The 18,579-nt window shown below is 67.3% G+C and carries 18 protein-coding genes; 10 read left to right on the top strand and 8 right to left on the bottom strand.

Annotated elements, in window-relative coordinates:
* The first annotated feature begins 71 nt into the window (after window positions 1-71).
* Genes PWS46_RS27555 through PWS46_RS27545 form a run of 3 tightly spaced genes read left to right on the top strand, consistent with a single transcriptional unit; the run spans window position 72 to window position 1,783 of the window.
* Window positions 72-950, top strand: coding sequence for an alcohol dehydrogenase catalytic domain-containing protein (locus tag PWS46_RS27555; RefSeq protein ID WP_434624533.1), 879 nt, complete (start codon window positions 72-74; stop codon window positions 948-950).
* Window positions 935-1,234, top strand: coding sequence for a hypothetical protein (locus PWS46_RS27550; RefSeq protein WP_434624531.1), 300 nt, complete (start codon window positions 935-937; stop codon window positions 1,232-1,234). The genes PWS46_RS27555 and PWS46_RS27550 overlap by 16 nt, the downstream gene beginning before the upstream one ends.
* A 9-nt stretch (window positions 1,235-1,243) precedes the next feature.
* Entirely contained in the window at window positions 1,244-1,783 is a 540-nt protein-coding gene (locus PWS46_RS27545) for a cyclase dehydrase (protein WP_434624529.1), read from the top strand.
* A gap of 89 nt (window positions 1,784-1,872) precedes the next feature.
* Here the strand turns inward: PWS46_RS27545 and PWS46_RS27540 are convergent, their stop codons facing one another.
* On the bottom strand, window positions 1,873-2,292 hold the full coding sequence (locus PWS46_RS27540) for a hypothetical protein (protein WP_434624526.1): 420 nt from the start codon (window positions 2,290-2,292) through the stop codon (window positions 1,873-1,875).
* 134 nt (window positions 2,293-2,426) lie between these two features.
* Window positions 2,427-3,587 carry an MFS transporter gene (locus PWS46_RS27535; RefSeq protein ID WP_434624524.1) on the bottom strand — a complete coding sequence of 387 codons (1,161 nt, stop codon included), beginning with the start codon at window positions 3,585-3,587 and terminating at the stop codon, window positions 2,427-2,429.
* Window positions 3,588-3,918: 331 nt separating this feature from the next.
* Between PWS46_RS27535 and cyoA the strand changes: the two genes are divergently transcribed.
* The 7 genes from cyoA (at window position 3,919) to PWS46_RS27500 (ending at window position 10,836) form a co-directional block, all read left to right on the top strand.
* Entirely contained in the window at window positions 3,919-5,031 is a 1,113-nt protein-coding gene (cyoA, locus tag PWS46_RS27530) for a ubiquinol oxidase subunit II (protein WP_434624522.1), read from the top strand.
* Between the two features lie 14 nt (window positions 5,032-5,045).
* Window positions 5,046-7,043, top strand: coding sequence for a cytochrome o ubiquinol oxidase subunit I (gene cyoB, locus PWS46_RS27525; protein ID WP_434624520.1), 1,998 nt, complete (start codon window positions 5,046-5,048; stop codon window positions 7,041-7,043).
* A 3-nt stretch (window positions 7,044-7,046) separates the two neighbouring features.
* A complete protein-coding gene (cyoC, locus tag PWS46_RS27520; RefSeq protein ID WP_434624518.1) occupies window positions 7,047-7,706 on the top strand; it encodes a cytochrome o ubiquinol oxidase subunit III in 660 nt (219 codons plus the stop codon).
* Window positions 7,703-8,134, top strand: a complete 432-nt coding sequence (cyoD, locus tag PWS46_RS27515; RefSeq protein WP_434624516.1) for a cytochrome o ubiquinol oxidase subunit IV — start codon at window positions 7,703-7,705, stop codon at window positions 8,132-8,134. The genes cyoC and cyoD overlap by 4 nt, the downstream gene beginning before the upstream one ends.
* Window positions 8,131-8,904 carry an SURF1 family protein gene (locus PWS46_RS27510; RefSeq protein ID WP_434624514.1) on the top strand — a complete coding sequence of 258 codons (774 nt, stop codon included), beginning with the start codon at window positions 8,131-8,133 and terminating at the stop codon, window positions 8,902-8,904. Before cyoD ends, PWS46_RS27510 begins: the two co-directional genes overlap by 4 nt.
* A gap of 101 nt (window positions 8,905-9,005) precedes the next feature.
* Window positions 9,006-10,283: an ATP-binding protein gene (locus PWS46_RS27505; RefSeq protein WP_434624512.1), complete on the top strand. Its 1,278-nt coding sequence runs from the start codon at window positions 9,006-9,008 to the stop codon at window positions 10,281-10,283.
* Window positions 10,270-10,836, top strand: coding sequence for a response regulator transcription factor (locus PWS46_RS27500; RefSeq protein WP_434624510.1), 567 nt, complete (start codon window positions 10,270-10,272; stop codon window positions 10,834-10,836). The genes PWS46_RS27505 and PWS46_RS27500 overlap by 14 nt, the downstream gene beginning before the upstream one ends.
* A gap of 199 nt (window positions 10,837-11,035) precedes the next feature.
* Here the strand turns inward: PWS46_RS27500 and thiD are convergent, their stop codons facing one another.
* The 6 genes from thiD to flhA all read right to left on the bottom strand — a co-directional run bounded on the left by thiD (window position 11,036) and on the right by flhA (window position 18,574).
* Window positions 11,036-11,866 carry a bifunctional hydroxymethylpyrimidine kinase/phosphomethylpyrimidine kinase gene (gene thiD, locus PWS46_RS27495; RefSeq protein WP_434624508.1) on the bottom strand — a complete coding sequence of 277 codons (831 nt, stop codon included), beginning with the start codon at window positions 11,864-11,866 and terminating at the stop codon, window positions 11,036-11,038.
* Window positions 11,863-13,236 (bottom strand): phosphoglucosamine mutase, encoded by a 1,374-nt coding sequence (gene glmM / locus PWS46_RS27490; RefSeq protein ID WP_434624506.1) that lies wholly within the window; start codon window positions 13,234-13,236, stop codon window positions 11,863-11,865. The genes thiD and glmM overlap by 4 nt, the downstream gene beginning before the upstream one ends.
* A gap of 140 nt (window positions 13,237-13,376) precedes the next feature.
* Entirely contained in the window at window positions 13,377-14,534 is a 1,158-nt protein-coding gene (folP, locus tag PWS46_RS27485) for a dihydropteroate synthase (protein ID WP_434624504.1), read from the bottom strand.
* Between the two features lie 85 nt (window positions 14,535-14,619).
* Window positions 14,620-15,702, bottom strand: coding sequence for a flagellar biosynthesis protein FlhB (gene flhB, locus PWS46_RS27480; RefSeq protein ID WP_434624502.1), 1,083 nt, complete (start codon window positions 15,700-15,702; stop codon window positions 14,620-14,622).
* 3 nt (window positions 15,703-15,705) lie between these two features.
* Window positions 15,706-16,464, bottom strand: a complete 759-nt coding sequence (locus tag PWS46_RS27475; RefSeq protein ID WP_434624501.1) for a flagellar biosynthetic protein FliR — start codon at window positions 16,462-16,464, stop codon at window positions 15,706-15,708.
* 16 nt (window positions 16,465-16,480) lie between these two features.
* Entirely contained in the window at window positions 16,481-18,574 is a 2,094-nt protein-coding gene (flhA, locus tag PWS46_RS27470) for a flagellar biosynthesis protein FlhA (protein ID WP_434624499.1), read from the bottom strand.
* Window positions 18,575-18,579 lie beyond the last annotated feature (5 nt).

The following is an 18,579-nucleotide window of genomic DNA, read 5'->3' as shown; positions in this document are numbered from 1 at the left end:
GCCGCCGGTCCTGTTGCTGAACGCGACCCCCAAGGCAGGGCCCCAAGACAGGGAAAGTCAGGGAGACAACGATGAGAGCATTGGTCTGGCACGGCGCCAACGACATCCGCTGCGACACGGTCCCGGACCCGGAGATCGAGCATCCGCGCGACGCCATCGTCAAGGTGACGACCTGCGCAATCTGCGGCTCCGACCTTCACCTGCACGACAATTTCATGCCGGGCATGGAGAAGGGCGACATCGTCGGCCATGAATTCATGGGCGAGGTGATGGAGGTGGGATCGGAGGCCAAGAGCGCGCTGAAGGTCGGCGAGCGGGTGGTGGTTCCCTTCACCATCTGGTGCGGCGAATGCGACCAGTGCAAGCGCGGCAATTACTCGGTCTGCGAGCGCTCCAACCGCAACAAGGCGATGGCCGACAAGCTGTTCGGCCACGCAACCGCCGGCCTGTTCGGCTATACGCACCTGACCGGCGGCTATGCCGGCGGCCAGGCCGAATATGTGCGGGTGCCGATGGCCGACCGCACCCACATCAAGATCCCCAACGGGCTGACCGACGAACAGGTGCTGTTCCTGGGCGACATCTTCCCCACGGGCTGGCAGGCCGCCGCCCAGTGCGACATCCAGCCGACCGACACCGTGGCGATCTGGGGCTGCGGCCCGGTCGGGCAGATGACGATCCGCAGCGCCATCCTGCTGGGCGCCAAACAGGTCATCGCCATCGACCGCGTGCCGGAACGGCTGGCGATGGCCAGGGCCGGCGGCGCCATCACCATCGATTTCGAGGCCGAGAGCGTCGTCGAGCGGCTGAACGAGCTGACCGGCGGCAAGGGTCCGGAGAAATGCATCGACGCCGTCGGCATGGAGGCGCACGCCACCGCCACGCTGGACAGCATGATGGACCGCGCCAAGCAGGCGCATCCGACCGCGCCCATGTGCTGCGCGAGATGATCTATGTCTGCCGCCCGGCCGGCGTGCTGTCGGTCCCCGGCGTCTATGGCGGGCTGATCGACAAGCTGCCTTTCGGCATCGCGATGAACAAGGGCCTGACCTGGCGCATGGGCCAGACCCACGTCAACCGCTGGACCGACGATCTGCTGAACCGGATCCAGGAAGGGCAGATCGACCCGTCCTTCGTCATCACCCACACCGTTCCGCTCGACCAGGGACCCGAGATGTACAAGACCTTCCGCGAGAAGCGGGACGGCTGCATCAAGGTGGTCCTCAAGCCCTGAGGTGAAGACATGGCCTATTACAATTACTCACCGGCCGGAGACAACCTCGCCCGCGGGCTGGGCTGGTTCAGCATCGGCCTCGGCGTCGCCGAACTGATGGCCGGCCGCAGCATCGCCCGCTGGATGGGGATGGAGGACAGGACCAACCTGATCCGCGCCTATGGCGTGCGGGAGATCACCGCCGGCGTCGGCCTGCTGGCGCTGGGCGATCCCAAGCCCTGGATCTGGGGCCGCATCGCCGGCGACGCCGTCGACATGGCGACGCTGGCAGAGGGGATGCGGGACAATCGGCGCGCCGGGAATGCCGGGATCGCCTTCGGCGCCGTGCTGGCGGCAACGGCGCTGGACATCGTCTGCGCCCAGAAGCTGCACCGGGAGGAGGCCCATTACCGGGACCTGCCACGGCCGGACTACAGCGGTCGCAGCGGCTTTCCCCGCGCCGTCTCCGCCATGCGGGGCGCGGCCAGCGACGCCCCCATCGCCGAGGACATGCGGACGCCGAAGATCCTGCGGTTCCAGCCGGCGCAAAGCCAATCCGCGACTTCCTGACGCCGCCTGACGCAGATGCATCCGGCCGACCTGTTCATGGCCCTGTGGTGCAATGCGCTTAGAGTCGGGGCGCTCGAGTCGCGCCGGCCTCAATCCACCGTGAAGGTGTTGCGCAGCGTCCCGTCAGTGTTGACCATCTGGTAGCGCCCATCGGGAAGCTTGTAGATCTCCATGCATTGCTGGCGCGGGTCGATGTCCAGCGTCAGGCAATAGCGGTCGTCCAACACCGTCCAATGGCCGTATTCATTGCCCTTGGCGCCGGAAATGACGATCGACCCGTCCTTGGAAAAGCGGTTCATGTAGGACTTGCCGCGCGCGTTGACGATGCTCAGCGTGTGGCCGCCGAGCAGCGTCGACAGTTCCGGTCCGGTCAGGCGCTGGGCGCCCGGCTTGCGGTAGTCCGGCTCGAACCCGGCGCAGGCCGACAGGCCCGCCAGGGCGACCAGCGTCACCACGAGCAGGCGACCTCGACCAAGGCTGGCGGGACGGGTATGGGATGACAATCGCATGGGGTCGGGCCGCCTTTTCCGGTTCGTTGCACCGATCAAGATTGGCGGCGAAGGCATGTCTGGCAAGTCAGGGGCGACAAGTCATCAGGGCTGCCCGCCCGCCGCAGGAGTGGCGGCGGGCGGGCGCAGCCCCGTCAGGACGACAGTGTCTTGTTGATCCGCAGCGCCACCAGTGTGCAGATCGCGCCCGACAGCAGGTAGAGGCCGGAGGCGAACAGCCCGAAATGGCTGGACAGGTACAGCGCGACGAAGGGCGCGAAGCCGGCCCCGAACAGCCAGGCCAGATCGGAGGTCATCGCCGACCCGGTGTAGCGGTACTGCTGGCTGAAGCCCGACGCCACCGACCCCGACGACTGGCCGAAGGACAGGCCGAGGATGATGAAGCCCAACACCATGAACACCAGTTCACCGACCTTGCCGGCGTCGAGCAGCATCGGCGCGAAGCCGCTGAACACCGCGATTGCCGCCGCGCAGGTGCCGAGCAGCGTCCGCCGCCCCACCCTGTCGGCGATGTACCCGGAGGCGATGATGGCGAGCGTGCCGAAAACGGCGGCGATCACCTCGATCATCAGGAAGACGCCGGTCTCGTCCCGGGCATACACGAAGACCCAGGACAGCGGGAAGACGGTGACCATGTGGAACAGGGCGAAGCTCGCCAGTGGGGCGAAGGCGCCGATCACCACACGCTTGCCTTCCATCTGCAGCGTTTCCACCACCGGCGCCGGCTGCAGTTCCCGGTTCAGGAACAGGCGTTCGAACTCCGGCGTCTGCACGAGTCGCAGGCGGGAGAACAGGGCCACCACGTTGATGGCGAAGGCCACGAAGAAGGGATAGCGCCAGCCCCAGGCGAAGAAATCCTCCGCCGACAGGCTGTTGACCATGTAGGCGAACAGGCCGCTCGCCACGATCAGGCCGATGGGCGCGCCCAGCTGCGGGATCATGGCGTACCAGCCGCGTCGGTTTTCCGGCGCGTTCATCGCCAGAAGCGAGGCCAGACCGTCCCAGGTCCCGCCCAACGCGATGCCCTGCCCGATGCGCGACAGGGCCAGCAGCCATGCGGCGGCGACGCCGATCGCCTCGTATCCCGGCAGGAAGGCCAGCGCCACGGTGGAAATGCCCAGCAGGAACAGGGCGATGGTCAGCTTGGCGCTGCGCCCGTAATTCTCGTCGATGGCCATGAAGATGAAGGTGCCGATCGGTCGCGCGACGAAAGCCAGCGCGAAGATGGCGAAAGACCAAAGGGTCCCTGTCAGCGGATCGACATAGGGGAACACCAGCTTCGGGAAAACGATCACGGAAGCGATGGCGTAAACGAAAAAGTCGAAAAACTCGGATGTTCTGCCGATGATCACGCCGATGGCAATCTCTCCGGGGTTGACCCCGTGATGCCGCGCGTTCACCAGCCTCGCATCCCGTTCAACGGCCGCAATCGATGAAGTCATCATGTCGGCTCCGGCTGCGTTATTTCGCTTGCGATGATCCGCAGATCATACAATATGGGGCACCAACTTTCGGTGACCTGTCAAGCGCGCAGGAGTCAGGCATTGGACAAATTGTCCAATGTCGCAGCTAGGCCATTGCCGCTAGCTGTCCTCCCAAAGCAAACCTTATGAAACAGGTCCTGCCTTGAGCCGTTATCGCGCAATCGCCCTGCTGCCATTCATGGCGGCGTTGAGTGGCTGCAACCTGGTCGTGCTGAACCCGGCCGGCGACGTTGCGAGCCAGCAGGGAGACCTTGTGGTCATCTCCACCCTGCTGATGCTGCTGATCATCGTCCCGGTCATGGCGCTTACCGTGCTGTTCGCCTGGCGTTACCGTCAGTCCAATAACACGGCCCGCTACGAACCGGACTGGGACCATTCGACGCAGCTTGAACTGGTGATCTGGGCCGCCCCGCTCCTGATCATCATCTGCCTGGGTGCCATCACCTGGGTGACCACCCACAAGCTCGACCCCTACCGTCCGCTCGACCGCATCGCGTCGGACAAGCCCGTTCCCGCCGGCACCAAGCCGTTGGACGTGCAGGTGGTGGCGCTCGACTGGAAGTGGCTGTTCGTCTATCCGGAATACGGCATCGCGTCCGTGAACGAGATGGCGGCGCCGGTCGACCGGCCGATCCGCTTCAGCATCACCGCGTCGACGGTGATGAACTCCTTCTACGTTCCGGCGCTGGCGGGCATGATCTACGCCATGCCGGGCATGGAGACGAAGCTCCACGCCGTGATCAACGAGCCGGGCACCTACAAGGGCTTCTCGTCCAACTACAGCGGCGCCGGCTTCTCGCACATGCGCTTCAACTTCCTCGGCCTGTCGAACGCGGATTTCGACGGCTGGGTGTCGAAGGTGAAGTCGGCCAACGGGTCGCTCGACCGCAACGCCTATCTGGCGCTGGAAAAGCCGAGCGAGGCGGTTCCGGTCCAGCATTACGGCAGCGTCGATCCCAAGCTGTTCAACGCCGTCGTCAACATGTGCGTCCGTCCCGGCACCATGTGCATGAGCGACATGGCCGCCATCGACCGCGCGGGCGGGATGAACGCGGGCGGCAAGGCCGCCGCCGAGGCGATCCTGCGGGCCAACACGCTGGCCGGTTTCCCGGACACCCAGCCGACCGGCCTGTGCACCGTCGCCGAGGCCGTTGAAGCCGCTGCGTCAAACTCGGGCGCCGTGCAGCGCCCCACCGTCACGCCGATCAGCGCGTCCGCCTCCCCGGCCGGGCCGCAGCGGCTGGCCAATCCCTGATTGGGCACACCGGCATGCTTGAGACACTGACGACCTTCCTCTTCGGGCGCCTCAGCCTGGAGTCCTTCCCCTATCACGAGCCGATCGTCGTCGCGACTTTCTTCGCGGTGGTGCTCGGCGGCATCGCGCTGGTCGCCGCCCTCAGCTATTTCAAGCTGTGGGGCTATCTGTGGACGGAGTGGTTCACCACCGTCGACCACAAGCGCATCGGCATCATGTACATGGTGCTGGGCCTGATCATGCTGCTGCGCGGCTTCGCCGACGCCATCATGATGCGCGCCCAACAGGCCATCGCCTTCAACGGCAGCGAGGGCTACCTCAACTCCCACCACTTCGATCAGGTCTTCACCGCCCACGGTGTGATCATGATCTTCTTCGTCGCCATGCCGCTGGTGACGGGGCTGATGAACTATGTCGTGCCGCTGCAGATCGGCGCGCGCGACGTGTCCTTCCCGTTCCTGAACAATTTCAGCTTCTGGATGACCGTCGGCGGCGCCGTCCTGATCATGGCCTCGCTGTTCGTGGGTGAGTTCGCGCGCACCGGCTGGCTGGCCTATCCGCCGCTGTCGGGTCTGGAGGCCAGCCCGGACGTCGGCCCCGACTATTACATCTGGGCCCTGCAGGTGGCGGGCGTCGGAACGACGCTGTCGGGCATCAACCTGATCTGCACGATCGTGAAGATGCGCGCGCCGGGCATGACGATGATGAAGATGCCGGTCTTCACCTGGACCTCGCTCTGCACCAACGTGCTGATCGTCGCCTCCTTCCCGATCCTGACCGCCGTTCTGGTCCTGCTGTCGCTGGACCGCTATGTCGGCACGCACTTCTTCACGAACGACATGGGCGGCAACCCCATGATGTACGTGAACCTGATCTGGATCTGGGGCCACCCGGAAGTCTACATCCTGATCCTGCCGTGCTTCGGCATCTTCTCGGAAGTGACCTCCACCTTCACCGGCAAGAAGCTGTTCGGCTACACCTCGATGGTCTACGCGACCGTCGTCATCACCATCCTGTCCTACCTGGTGTGGCTGCACCACTTCTTCACCATGGGTTCGGGCGCCAGCGTGAACTCGTTCTTCGGCATCACGACGATGATCATCTCGATCCCGACGGGTGCGAAGATCTTCAACTGGCTGTTCACCATGTACCGCGGCCGCATCCGGTTCGAGCTGCCGATGATGTGGACGATCGCCTTCATGCTGACCTTCGTCATCGGCGGCATGACCGGCGTGCTGCTGGCGGTCCCGCCGGCCGACTTCGTGCTGCACAACAGCCTGTTCCTGATCGCCCACTTCCACAACGTCATCATCGGCGGCGTGCTGTTCGGCCTGTTCGCCGGCATCTATTACTGGTGGCCGAAGGCCTTCGGTTTCCGCCTGGATCCGTTCTGGGGCAAGATGTCCTTCTGGTTCTGGGTGATCGGCTTCTACTTCGCCTTCATGCCGCTCTATGTCCTGGGCCTGATGGGCGTCACCCGCCGCCTGCGCGTGTTCGAGGATCCGTCGCTGCAGATCTGGTTCCAGATCGCCGCCTTCGGCGCCGTCCTGATCGCGCTCGGCATCGGTTCCTTCCTGATCCAGATCGCCGTCAGCGTCCTGAAGCGCAAGCAGTTGGTCGACGTGTCGGGCGACCCGTGGGACGGCCGTACCCTGGAATGGGCGACCTCCTCGCCGCCGCCGGGCTACAACTTCGCCTTCACGCCGGTCATCCATGACAACGACGCGTGGTGGGACATGAAGAAGCGCGGCTATGCCCGTCCGCTGGAGGGCTTCCGCCCGATCCACATGCCCAGCAACACCGGCACCGGCGTCATCCTGGCCGGCATCAGCACCGTGCTCGGCTTCGCCCTGGTCTGGCACATCTGGTGGCTGGCCGCGGTGAGCTTCGTCGGCCTGCTGGCGGTCGCCATCAACCATACCTTCAACTACAACCGCGACTTCCACATCCCCGTGGATGAGGTGGTGCGGACCGAGAACGAGCGGACCCGTCTGCTCTCCGGACAGGTGTAAAGCATGACGACGACCGTTGAAGCCATGCACGGCAGCCACGCGGGGCACGACACCCCGCGTGACGCCACCCCGCCCGTCTTCTATGTGAGGGACGAGCACGCCCACGAGGCCGCCAGCACCGCGCTCGGCTTCTGGATCTACCTGATGAGCGACTGCCTCATCTTCGCGGTGCTGTTCGCGACCTACGGCGTGCTGGGCACCAGCTACGCCGCCGGCCCGACGCCGAAGGAGCTGTTCGACCTGCCGCTGGTGGCGCTGAACACCTCCATGCTGCTGCTGTCCTCCATCACCTACGGCTTCGCCATGCTGGCGATGGAAAAGGGCCGCACCGGCCAGACCCAGGCCTGGCTGTTCATCACGCTGCTGTTCGGCCTGTCCTTCCTGGGCATCGAACTGTACGAGTTCGCGCACCTGATCCATGAGGGGGCCGGCCCCGGCCGCAGCGCCTTCCTGTCGTCCTTCTTCACGCTGGTCGGCACCCACGGGCTGCACGTCACCTTCGGCAGCGTGTGGCTGGTGACGCTGATGGTCCAGGTCGCCCGCCGCGGTCTGATCCCGGCCAACCGCCGGCGCCTGATGTGCCTCAGCATGTTCTGGCACTTCCTGGACGTCATCTGGATCGGTGTGTTCACCTTCGTCTATCTGATGGGAGCGCTGCGATGAGCACCCACGCGCACAGCGACCACCACGCCCATCAGGGCCACGGCCATGGTGACCACGGTCATGGCGGTCATGGCCATGACGACCACGGCCACCCCGCGGGCGCCCACGGCACCTTCGGCAGCTATATGATCGGCTTCGTCCTGTCGGTGATCCTGACGGTCATTCCGTTCTGGCTGGTGATGAACGGCACGCTGGACAACGCGACCACCACGGTCGTGATCCTGGCGCTGGCCGTCGTCCAGATCATCGTCCACATGGTGTATTTCCTGCACATGAACGGCCGCGTCGAAGGCGGCTGGTCGATGCTGGCGATGATCTTCACGATCATCGTCGTCTTCATCATGTTCTCCGGTTCGCTCTGGGTGATGTACCACCTGAACCACAACATGATGCCCGGCATGGGCATGGAAATGGACAAGCTGCCGTGACCGGACTGCCGTCCGCGCCCCCCGCGGGCGGCACCCGCAAGAGGAGGGCCCGCCCGGTCTGGGCGCTGGCCCTCTTCGGCCTTCTGGCCCTGGCCGGCGTCGCCGGCCTGACCGCGCTCGGCATCTGGCAGCTGGAACGCCGGGTGTGGAAGCTGGACCTGATCGAGCGGGTGGACGCCCGCATCCACGCCTCCCCGGTTCCCGCGCCGGGGCCGGAGGCGTGGCCGTCGGTTTCGGCGGCGTCGGACGAGTATCGCCGCGTCGCCGTCACCGGACGTTTCCTGAACGACCGCGAATCTCTGGTGCAGGCCGTCACCGACCTGGGCGGCGGGTTCTGGGTGATGACGCCGCTGGTCAGCGACCGGGGCTTCACCGTCCTGGTCAACCGCGGCTTCGTATCCCCGGAACGGCGCGATCCCGCGTCCCGTGCCGAGGGGCAGCCGCAAGGAGAGGTGACCGTCACCGGCCTGCTGCGCCTGACCGAGCCGAAGGGCGGGTTCCTGCGCAGCAACGATCCGGCCGCCGGCCGCTGGTACTCCCGCGACGTCGCCGCCATCGCCGCGGCGAAGGGGCTGAACGATGTCGCCCCCTATTTCATCGATGCCGACGGCACCCGCAATCCCGGCGGCTGGCCGGTCGGCGGGCTGACGGTGGTCAGCTTCCCCAACAGCCACCTCAGCTATGCGCTGACCTGGTTCGCGCTGGACCTGATGCTGATCGGCGCCGTCCTCTATGTCTTCCGCAGCGAGATGCGGCGCCGGAGGGCATGAAACAGGCGCCCCGAAAACTCCCCCGAAAACTCCCCTGCCGCCGCTCACTCTCTATATATATCGGTGGGCTGATGAACCGGGTGAGGAACAGGACGTCTTTCGTGCGCGACACCACCGACCGCAAAAACCTGTTCCTGCTCGTCCAGCTGCGTTGGCTCGCCGTCGTCGGGCAGATCGTGACGATCCTGATCGTCCATGCGCAGATGGGCATCCGCCTGCCGCTGCTGCCGATGGCGGCGGTGATCTTCGTCCTGATCGCGCTGAACATCGCCAGCCTGATCCAGATCCGCCGCAGCGCCAACGTCTCCAACACCCAGCTTTTCCTGGAACTGCTGATCGACGTCTGGGCGCTGACCTTGCAGCTTTATCTCAGCGGTGGGGCGTCCAACCCCTTCATTTCGCTGTATCTTCTTCAGGTGGCGCTGGGAGCGGTGCTGCTGGAGGCGTGGTCGGCCTGGGCCCTTGTTCTGGTGGCGACCGCCGGCTTCACCTGGCTGATCGGCACCCACCAGCCGCTTCCCCTGCCGCCCGCCTATGAGGGCGAGCTGTTCAGCCTGCACATCCAGGGCATGTTCATCTGCTTCGTGCTGGCGGCGAGCCTGCTGGTCCCCTTTCTCACCCAGATCAACCGCAACCTGCGCGCCCGCGACGCCTATCTGGCGGAACTGCGCCAGCGCTCGATGGAAGAGGCGCACATCGTCCGCATGGGGCTGCTGGCGTCGGGCGCGGCGCATGAGCTGGGCACGCCGCTCGCCACCCTGTCGGTGATCCTCAACGACTGGCGCCGCATGCCGTCGCTGAAGTCCGACCCCGATCTGGCGGACGAGATGGCGGAGATGCAGAACCAGATCGACCGCTGCAAGGCCATCGTCTCGGGCATCCTGATGTCGTCGGGCGAGGCGCGCGGCGAGGGCACGGTGCGCACCACGGTGAAGGGATTCCTCGACGGGCTGGTGGAGGACTGGCTGTCCAGCCGCTCTCCCGGCCGCTTCGACTATGACAACACCGTCGGGCCGGAGGAGCGGATGATCGCCGACCTCGCCCTGAAGCAGGTGCTGTTCAACGTGCTGGACAATGCGCTGGAAGCGTCGCCGGACTGGATCGGCGTCGCCGCGCTGCGGCAGGGCGACAATCTGGTGGTGGCGATCAATGACTGCGGCCCCGGATTCGACCCCGCCATCCTGGAGGAACTGGGCAAGCCCTACCGCTCCACAAAGAAGCGGCCGGGCAGCGGGCTCGGCCTGTTCCTGGTCATCAATGTGCTGCGCAAACTGGGCGGAACGGTGTCGGCGAAGAACCGGGCGGCGGGCGGCGCCACCGTGACGCTGACCCTGCCGTTGTCCGCCCTGTCGCCGGGAGGCGCCGATGGAGACGACTGAACCCGAGGCGCCCGAGTTGGAGATCGCCGCCCGTACCCTGTTGATCGTCGAGGACGATGCCTCCTTCGCGCGGGCGCTGCGCCGCTCCTTCGAGCGCCGCGGCTACGAGGTCCATGCCTGCGCCGGGCTGGAGGAGATGCGGGAAATTCTGCAGGCAATCGACCCCGATTATGCGGTGATCGACCTGAAGCTCGCCACCGGATCGGGCCTTGAATGCGTGAAGGAACTGCACGAGGCCGACGAGGAAACCCGCATCGTCGTGCTGACCGGCTTCGCCAGCATCGCCACCGCGGTGGAGGCGATCAAGCTGGGCGCCTGCCATTATCTGGCGAAACCGTCCAACACCGACGACATCGAAGCCGCCTTCGAGCGCACCGAGGGCGACACCTCCATCGCGCCGGCCGTCCGCACCACCTCGATCAAGAATCTGGAGTGGGAGCGCATCCACGAGACGCTGGTGGAGACGAATTTCAACATCTCCGAAACCGCGCGGCGGCTCGGCATGCACCGGCGCACGCTGGCGCGCAAGCTGGAGAAGAAGCGGGTGCCGTGAGCGATGAGAGACGCTTGAGGTTTGAACCGCTTCGCATTGGCTCCCGTCATGAGTTTGTCTCAGCCGTCATCCCCGCGAAGGCGGGGATCCAGGAAACTCCGCAGATCAGCGGCTTATGTGGCTGGATTCCCGCCTTCGCGGGAATGACGGCCGATGAGAGCCAACGCAAATCGCAAGCACTGACGGTCACCCGTCCCCTTCACGAAAACTCCCGCACCGTGTGCAGGTGGTTGAGCGGGCCGTGGCCGTGGCCGAAACCGGGCGCGGTCAGGATCGCCGTCTCGACATAGCGCCGCGCGCGGGCGACCGCGTCGCGGGTGCCCAGGCCCCGGGCCAGACCGGCGGCGATGGCGGAGGACAAGGTGCAGCCGGTGCCGTGGGTGTGGGGGGTGTGGACGCGGCGGCCCTCGAACACCGTCTCGCCCTCCTCGGTCAGAAGCAGGTCGTAGAGGGTGTCGTCCTCCAGATGGCCGCCCTTCAGCAGGACCGATTTCGGGCCGAAGCTCAGCATCAGTTCGGCGGCGCGGCGCATGTCGTCCAGATCGCGGATCGGCAGGTCGGTCAGCGCCTCCGCCTCGGGCAGGTTGGGCGTCACCACCTCGGCCAGCGGCAGCAGGCGCTTGCGCAAAGTCAGCACGGCGTCGGGGTCGAGCAGGTGGTGGCCGCTCTTGGCGATCATGACGGGATCGAGGACCAGCGGCACGTTGACCGCGCGTTCCTCATACTCCGCCGCCACCGCCTCGATGACGGGAGCGTTGGCGAGCATGCCGATCTTCACCGCGTCGGCGCCGATATCCTCCAGCACCAGCTTCATCTGCAAGGCGACGAAGGCCGGATCGACCGGAACCACGCCATAGACGCCGGTGGTGTTCTGCGCCGTCAATGCGGCGATGGCGGTCATCGCATAGGCGCCGAGCGCGCTGACCGCCTTGATGTCGGCCTGGATGCCTGCGCCACCGCCGGAATCGGAGCCGGCGACGATCAGGACGCGGCCCTTGACGGTGTTGCCGCTCACGCTGCCGGCGCTCATTGCGCGGCCTCCAGGCTGCGGGCGGCGCTGGCCTGGATGGCGTCGGCGATGTCGGCGACCACGCTGTGGACCAGCGTCTCGTCGTCGCCTTCCGCCATCACGCGGATCAGCGGCTCTGTGCCCGACTTGCGGATCAGCACACGGCCGCTCGCCGCCAGCCGCGCTTCGCCCTCCTTGATCGCCTGCTGGACGATGGCGTCCTCCAGCGGCTTGGTCCCGGCGGAGAAGCGGACGTTGGTCAGCTTCTGCGGCACCGGATCGAAGACGCGGCAGACCTCGCTGGCCGCGCGGCCTTCGGCCTGGATCAGCACCGCCAGCACCTGCAGCGCGGCAATCAGCCCGTCGCCGGTGGTGGAATAGTCGGACAGCACGACATGGCCCGACTGCTCGCCGCCGACATTGTAGCCGCGCTCGCGCATCATCTCGACGACATAGCGGTCACCGACGGGGGTGCGGGCCAGATGCAGGCCGAGGCCGCCGAGATGGCGCTCCATGCCCAGGTTGGACATGACGGTGGCGACCACGCCGCCGCCGCGCAAAGTCTGCGACCGCGCCCAGGAGGTGGCGATCAGGCTCATCAGCTGGTCGCCGTCGATCGGGCGCCCGGCCTCGTCCACCATGATCAGGCGGTCGGCGTCGCCGTCCAGCGCGATGCCGAGATGGGCGCCGTGGGCGACCACCTGCTCCTGCAGGGTGTGGGTGGCGGTGGCGCCGCAGCCCTTGTTGATGTTGGTGCCGTCGGGGCTGACGCCGACCGGGATCACGTCGGCGCCCAGCTCGTACAGCACCTTGGGCGCGACCTTGTAGGCGGCGCCGTTGGCGCAATCGACGACGATCTTCAGCCCGTCCAGCCGCAGGCCGCGCGGGAAGGTGTTCTTCACATATTCGATGTAGCGGCCGGTGGCGTCGTCCAGCCGGCTGGCGCGGCCGAGATCGGCGGGGCCGGCGAGGTCGGGGGCGAAGGGCAGCGCCATGCGCCGCTCGATCGCCGCCTCCACCTCGTCCGACAGCTTGTAGCCGTCGGGGCCGAACAGCTTGATGCCGTTGTCCTGATAGGGATTGTGCGAGGCGGAGATCACAACGCCCATGTCGGCACGGAGCGAGCGGGTCAGCATGGCGACCGCCGGGGTCGGCAGCGGCCCGACCAGCACCACGTCCATCCCCATGGAGATGAAGCCGGCGGTCAGCGCCGGTTCCAGCAGATAGCCGGACAGCCGGGTGTCCTTGCCGATCACCACCCGGTGGCGGTGGTCGCCGCGGCGGAACTGCAGCGCGGTCGCCATCGCCACGCGCAGGGCCGTTTCGGCGGTCATCGGGTCGATGTTGGCGGTGCCACGGATGCCGTCGGTGCCGAACAGGTGTCGCGTCATGAAAACCTCGTGCAGGAGCCGGTTCCAGCCCGATGTCGGATCGGGTGGCGGGAAGCGCAAGCGAAGGATGTTTCTTCGCGCGGCAGCCCGGCCGGGTCAAGACCCCTTCGGCGGCTGCGCGAAAGGGTTACAGGGGTGGATCAGCGCGGGTGCAGCGCCTCCCAGACGGCACGGGCCTGCGCGGTCTCGGCGACATCATGGACGCGCAGGATCTGTGCGCCCTGGTTCAGCGTCTCCAGACCGGCGGCGAGGGAACCGGGCAGCCGCTCCTTCGGCGGTTCCGCACGCGACAGGCGGCCGATGAAGCCCTTGCGCGACAGCCCGATCAGCACCGTGCAGCCGAGCGCGTGGTACAGCGCTGTGTGGCGCAGGATCTCCAGATTGTGCTCCGTCGACTTGCCGAAGCCGATGCCGGGATCGACGGCGATGCGCTCCGGCGGCACGCCGGCCTCGGCGCAGCGGGCGATGCGCTCCTCCAGCCAGTCGAACACGTCGAGCGCGGCGTCGCGGTAGGTCGGGTTGGCCTGCATGGTGCCGGGATCGCCCTGCATGTGCATCACCACCACCGGGGTGCCGGTGCGCGCGACCACCGGCAGGGCCTGCGGGTCGGACAGCCCGGCGATGTCGTTGACGATGCGGGCGCCGGCCGCGGCGGCGCTCTCCATCACACTGGCGTGGCGGGTGTCGACGGAGACGGTCGCCCCCATGTTGGCGAAATGGCGGATGACCGGCAGGACGCGCCGCTCCTCCTCCTCCGGCGGGACCGGGTCGGCGCCGGGACGGGTAGACTCGCCGCCGATGTCCAGGATGTCGGCGCCGGCGGCCAGCATCGCCTCGCCATGGGCGATGGCGGCGGCGGGGTCGAGGAAGTCGCCGCCGTCGGAGAAGCTGTCCGGCGTGACGTTGACGATGGCCATGATTTGCGGCCGGTCGGACGCCAGTCCGGCGAAGGGCGCGCGGGCGCGGGTCAGGGCGCCGAGCTGGCGGTCGAGCGCCTCTGCCACAGTGCGGGAACGCTCCCAGCCCCAGGCCATGATTTCGGACAGCGGCGCGAAGGCACGGTCGATGCGGGAGCCCTGGTCACGCACGATCAGTTCGGCGGTGGAGAAGGCGAACCGCCCGCCAGCGAGCGGCACCGCCGCCCCCTTGGCCCAGGCGGCGATGGGCATCAGGCCGATGGGGCGTAGGTAGACCCGGATGCCGTCCTCCGCCGCCCAGGGGCAGAAGCCGGCGAGCGATCCGGCGGCCGATTTGGCGGCTGCGGCTTTGGCGGCGGGCTTGGCGGAGAGCGGCGGCATCGGGGGTCCCCTTCACGTCACGGGCTGGCGATACCGTTCCTGGCACGCGACCGGCGGGATGGCAAGAGCGGCTTGCCGCCCCCGCTCACCCCCGCCGCGCTAGCCCGCCCTTCAGCTTCAGCACATAGGTGATGACCTCGGCCACCGCTTGGTAATGCTGGAGCGGAATGGTCGCATCGACCTCCGCCGAGGCGTGGAGGGCGCGGGCGAGCGGGGGGTTCTCGACGATGGGGATGTCGTGCTCCTGGGCCAACGCGCGGATGCGCAGCGCGATCAGGTCGGCGCCCTTGGCGAGGCAGATCGGGGCGGCGGTGCGGCCGCGCTCGTATTCCAGCGCCACGGCGAAATGGGTGGGGTTGGTGATGACCACCGTGGCACGCGGAACGTTCGCCATCATGCGCTTCTTGGAACGCGAGCGGCGGATATCACGCAGGCGGGCCTTGGCGTTGGGATCGCCCTCGATCTGCTTGTACTCGTCCTTGATCTCCTGGTGGCTCATGCGCAGGCGGCGGCGCCATTCCAGGCGGTTCCACAGCACATCCACCGCCGCCATCAGGACGGTCGCCAGCAGGACCGCCAGCAGCAGCCGCAAGGTCACGTCCCGCAGCAGGTTGGGCAATCCGGCGACGTCCATGCCCACAGTATCCTCCGTCCATGCGATGTAGGGCGCCAGCGCGTGCCAGGCGGCAGCGCTGATGATGGCGAGCTTGACCAGGCTCTTGACGAATTCGACCAGCGCCGGACGGCCGGCAATCCGCTTCCAGCCCGAGGCCGGCGACAGATGCGACCATTTCGGCCGGATGCGGTCGGACGCCACGACGAACGGCCCCTGCCCCAGTGCCGACACCACCACCCCGCCGAGCAGGATGCCCAGCACCGGCAGCAGGGCCACCGCGACGCCGCCGATCAGCCAAGAGAGGCTGTGGATGACGTCGATGGCGCTGCCGTCGATGCGGATGTCGTCGGGGTTCTCGATCAGCGGCAGCAGCAGGGCCGACAGACTCGACGCGACACCGGGCATCGCCATCAGCACGATCATCCAGGCGGCGACCATCGCCGACAGCAGGCCGACGTCGCGGGCGCGGGGGACGTCGCCCTTCTCCGCCGCCTCGCGCAGGCGTTTCTCGGTCGGTTCCTCGGTCTTCTGCTCGTCGTCCTGTTCCGCCATCCGTCAGGACCCCGACAGCCAGCCGCCGAGCGCGGCGACGAAGGCGGTCAGCATGGCGCCGGCGGTCGCCATGAACAGGCCCATGCCGACCATCAGCACGCCGGGGGTGGCGACGAAATAGACGGGCATCGCCGGCATCACCCGGTTGACCAGCCCGAGCGCCACATTCACCACCAGCCCATAGAGGATGAAGGGTGCCGCCAGCCCGACGCCAAGGCGGAAGGTGGCCGCCAGCAGTTCGGCGAAGCGCTGGGCGATCATGCCGAGGTCGGGGAACACCCCCGCCGGCCAGGAGCCGTAGGAACGCGCCAGCGCCCCGATCATCAGGTAATGCACGTCCGATGCGAACAGCAGCGCCAGCCCGCCGATCAGCAGCACGCCGGACAGCACCGATCCACCCTCGAACCCCGCCGCCTCCATGGAGAAGGGGTTGCTCAGCCCCACCACCTGTGCCGTCAGCGCGCCGGTGGTCTGCAGGGCGGCCATGAACAGCCGGGCGCCGAGGCCGAGATAGGCGCCGACCAGCGTTTCGCCCGCCAACGCGCGCAGCATCTCCACCGGCTGGTCCGGCATGCGGTCGGGCAGGCCGTCCACACCCGGCAGCAGCACCAGCGTGACGATGATCGCCAGCGCCGCCCGCACCCGCATCGGCACCGCCGCCTCGCCGAAGCCCGGCAGCAGGCCAATGGCCGCCGCCACCCGCGCCAGCACGATGAAGCCGCGGTAGATCTCCAGGGTCAGGAGCTGGCTGAGGTCTCCCATGGGATCGGGCATCCGGCTAGACCTGATCGACGGTCTTTAGCGACGCCTTGCGGTGAAGCTCGGCATGGCTCAGCACCGGCGTCATCGGGCTGACCCGTTCCAGCAGGGAACGGACGAAGGGGCGCACCTCCGCCCCGACCAGCAGGGCCGGCCAGACCTGGGAGGTCGCGTGCTTCTGGATTTTCAGGCGGACGGCGGTCAGGAACTCCTGCACCTGGCTGGGCGGCATGACGAAGCGGCGGTCGTCGCCCTCGACCACGATGTGGTCGAGCAGCGCCTGCTCCCAGCGCGGGGATAGCGCGATGACCGAGACGAAGCCGTCGGGACCGGCCAAGCCCTGGTGGATTTGCTGGCCCAGCCGCATCCGCACATGTTCGGTGATGAGGGTGATGTGGCGGGTCCAGCCGACCGCCTCGGCCACCGCCTCGACGATGGCCGGCAGGTTGCGGATCGACACCCGTTCGGACAGGAGCTGTTGCAGCACGCGCTGAAGGACGACCAGCGAGATCTGGCTCGGCACCATGTCGTTGATCAGCTTCTGGTACTCGCGGCCCAGCCCGTCGATCAGCTTCTGCAGGGCGGCGAAGGTCAGCAGGGTGGAGAGGTTGTCCTTGATGACCTCGGTCAGGTGGGTGGTGATGACGCTTTCCGGGTCGACGACGGTGTAGCCCTTCGCCACCGCCTCCTCGTGGCGGGCCGGGTCGATCCATTTCGCTTGCAGGCCGAAGGTCGGCTCGCGCGTCGCGTCGCCGGCGATGTCGGGCACGGCGCCGCCGGTAGGATCGATGGCGAGCAGGTGCTTTGGGCGCACCTCGCCCTTCGCCGCCTCCACCCCCATGATGCTGATGACGTAGCTCTTGGGGGCCAAGAAGCTGGAATCCTTGATGCGCACCGACGGCAGGACGAAGCCGAACTCGGTGGCGAAGCGCTTGCGCAGGGTCTTCACCTTGGTGGTCAGCGGGCCATTCTTGTTGAGGATCAGCGGGACGAGGTGGTTGCCGACCTCCACCTTCACCTCGTCGACCTTCAGCATGTCCTCGACCGCCTCCTCCGGGGCGGCGGGGGGCGCCTTGCGGCTTTCCTCCAGCTTGGCCAGCGCGGCGGCGCGGGCCTTGCGGCGCGGGGCGTACCAGCCGAGCGCGGCGAAGGCGGCGCCGATGGCGAGGAAGGGCGCCATCGGCAGGCCCGGCGTCAGCGCCAGCGCTCCCAGCAGCCCGGCCGCGACCAGAAGTGCCTTGGGATAGGCGCCCATCTGGTCGATCACCGCCTTTTCGGCGGAGCCGATGTTGCCGCCCTTGGTCACCAGCAGGCCGGCGGCCAGCGACACCACCAGCGCCGGGATCTGCGTCGCCAGCCCGTCGCCCACCGTCAGGGTGGTATAGGCGGAGGCCGCGGCGTCGAAGCCCATCCCCTTCTGGACAATGCCGATGGCCATGCCGCCCAGCACGTTGATGACGGTGATGACCAGACCGGCCACCGCGTCGCCGCGCACGAATTTGGAGGCACCGTCCATCGCGCCGTAGAAGGTGCTTTCGTCCTCCAGCTCCTTGCGGCGGCGGCGGGCCTCGGCCTCGTCGATCATGCCGGCGGAGAGGTCGGCGTCGATCGCCATCTGCTTGCCGGGAATGGCGTCGAGCGTGAAGCGGGCGCCGACCTCGGCGATGCGGGTGGCGCCCTTGGTGATGACGACGAAGTTGATGACGACCAGGATGCAGAAGATCACCACGCCGATGACGAAGTTGCCGCCCATCACGAACTGGCTGAAGCCTTGGATGACGTGGCCGGCGGCGCCGTGGCCGTGATGTCCCTCGCTGAGGATCAGCCGGGTCGAGGCGATGTTCAGCGCCAGCCGCAGCATCGTCACCACCAGCAGCACGGTGGGGAAGGACGAGAAGTCCAACGGGCGCGGGATCCACAGCGACACCATCAGCACCAGCACCGCGACCGAGAAGGACAGCGCCAGCCCGAGATCGAGGAACCAGGACGGCACCGGCAGGAACAGCACCGCCAGCACCAGCAGGATGCCGACCGCGAACAGCACGTCGCGGTTCGCCAGCCCGATGTCGCCGAGCAGGCCGAACCGGCTGCGGACGTGATCCGTGAGGGTCATGGGGG

This window comes from Azospirillum sp. B2RO_4, assembly GCF_051124815.1.
Classification (GTDB): Bacteria; Pseudomonadota; Alphaproteobacteria; order Azospirillales; family Azospirillaceae; genus Azospirillum.
Note: the sequence above shows the minus strand (reverse complement) of the source record. Positions and strands in the feature narration are given on the sequence as shown.

What these genes read in the sequence shown, in the direction of transcription:
- PWS46_RS27475 (WP_434624501.1), bottom strand. Translation starts at nt 16,464, where the DNA reads ATGGGAGACCTCAGCCAGCTCCTGACCCTGGAGATCTACCGCGGCTTC.
- cyoB (WP_434624520.1), top strand. Translation starts at nt 5,046, where the DNA reads ATGCTTGAGACACTGACGACCTTCCTCTTCGGGCGCCTCAGCCTGGAG.
- PWS46_RS27555 (WP_434624533.1), top strand. Translation starts at nt 72, where the DNA reads ATGAGAGCATTGGTCTGGCACGGCGCCAACGACATCCGCTGCGACACG.
- cyoC (WP_434624518.1), top strand. Translation starts at nt 7,047, where the DNA reads ATGACGACGACCGTTGAAGCCATGCACGGCAGCCACGCGGGGCACGAC.
- folP (WP_434624504.1), bottom strand. Translation starts at nt 14,534, where the DNA reads ATGCCGCCGCTCTCCGCCAAGCCCGCCGCCAAAGCCGCAGCCGCCAAA.
- cyoD (WP_434624516.1), top strand. Translation starts at nt 7,703, where the DNA reads ATGAGCACCCACGCGCACAGCGACCACCACGCCCATCAGGGCCACGGC.
- flhB (WP_434624502.1), bottom strand. Translation starts at nt 15,702, where the DNA reads ATGGCGGAACAGGACGACGAGCAGAAGACCGAGGAACCGACCGAGAAA.
- glmM (WP_434624506.1), bottom strand. Translation starts at nt 13,236, where the DNA reads ATGACGCGACACCTGTTCGGCACCGACGGCATCCGTGGCACCGCCAAC.
- PWS46_RS27540 (WP_434624526.1), bottom strand. Translation starts at nt 2,292, where the DNA reads ATGCGATTGTCATCCCATACCCGTCCCGCCAGCCTTGGTCGAGGTCGC.
- flhA (WP_434624499.1), bottom strand. Translation starts at nt 18,574, where the DNA reads ATGACCCTCACGGATCACGTCCGCAGCCGGTTCGGCCTGCTCGGCGAC.
- PWS46_RS27545 (WP_434624529.1), top strand. Translation starts at nt 1,244, where the DNA reads ATGGCCTATTACAATTACTCACCGGCCGGAGACAACCTCGCCCGCGGG.
- thiD (WP_434624508.1), bottom strand. Translation starts at nt 11,866, where the DNA reads ATGAGCGCCGGCAGCGTGAGCGGCAACACCGTCAAGGGCCGCGTCCTG.
- PWS46_RS27500 (WP_434624510.1), top strand. Translation starts at nt 10,270, where the DNA reads ATGGAGACGACTGAACCCGAGGCGCCCGAGTTGGAGATCGCCGCCCGT.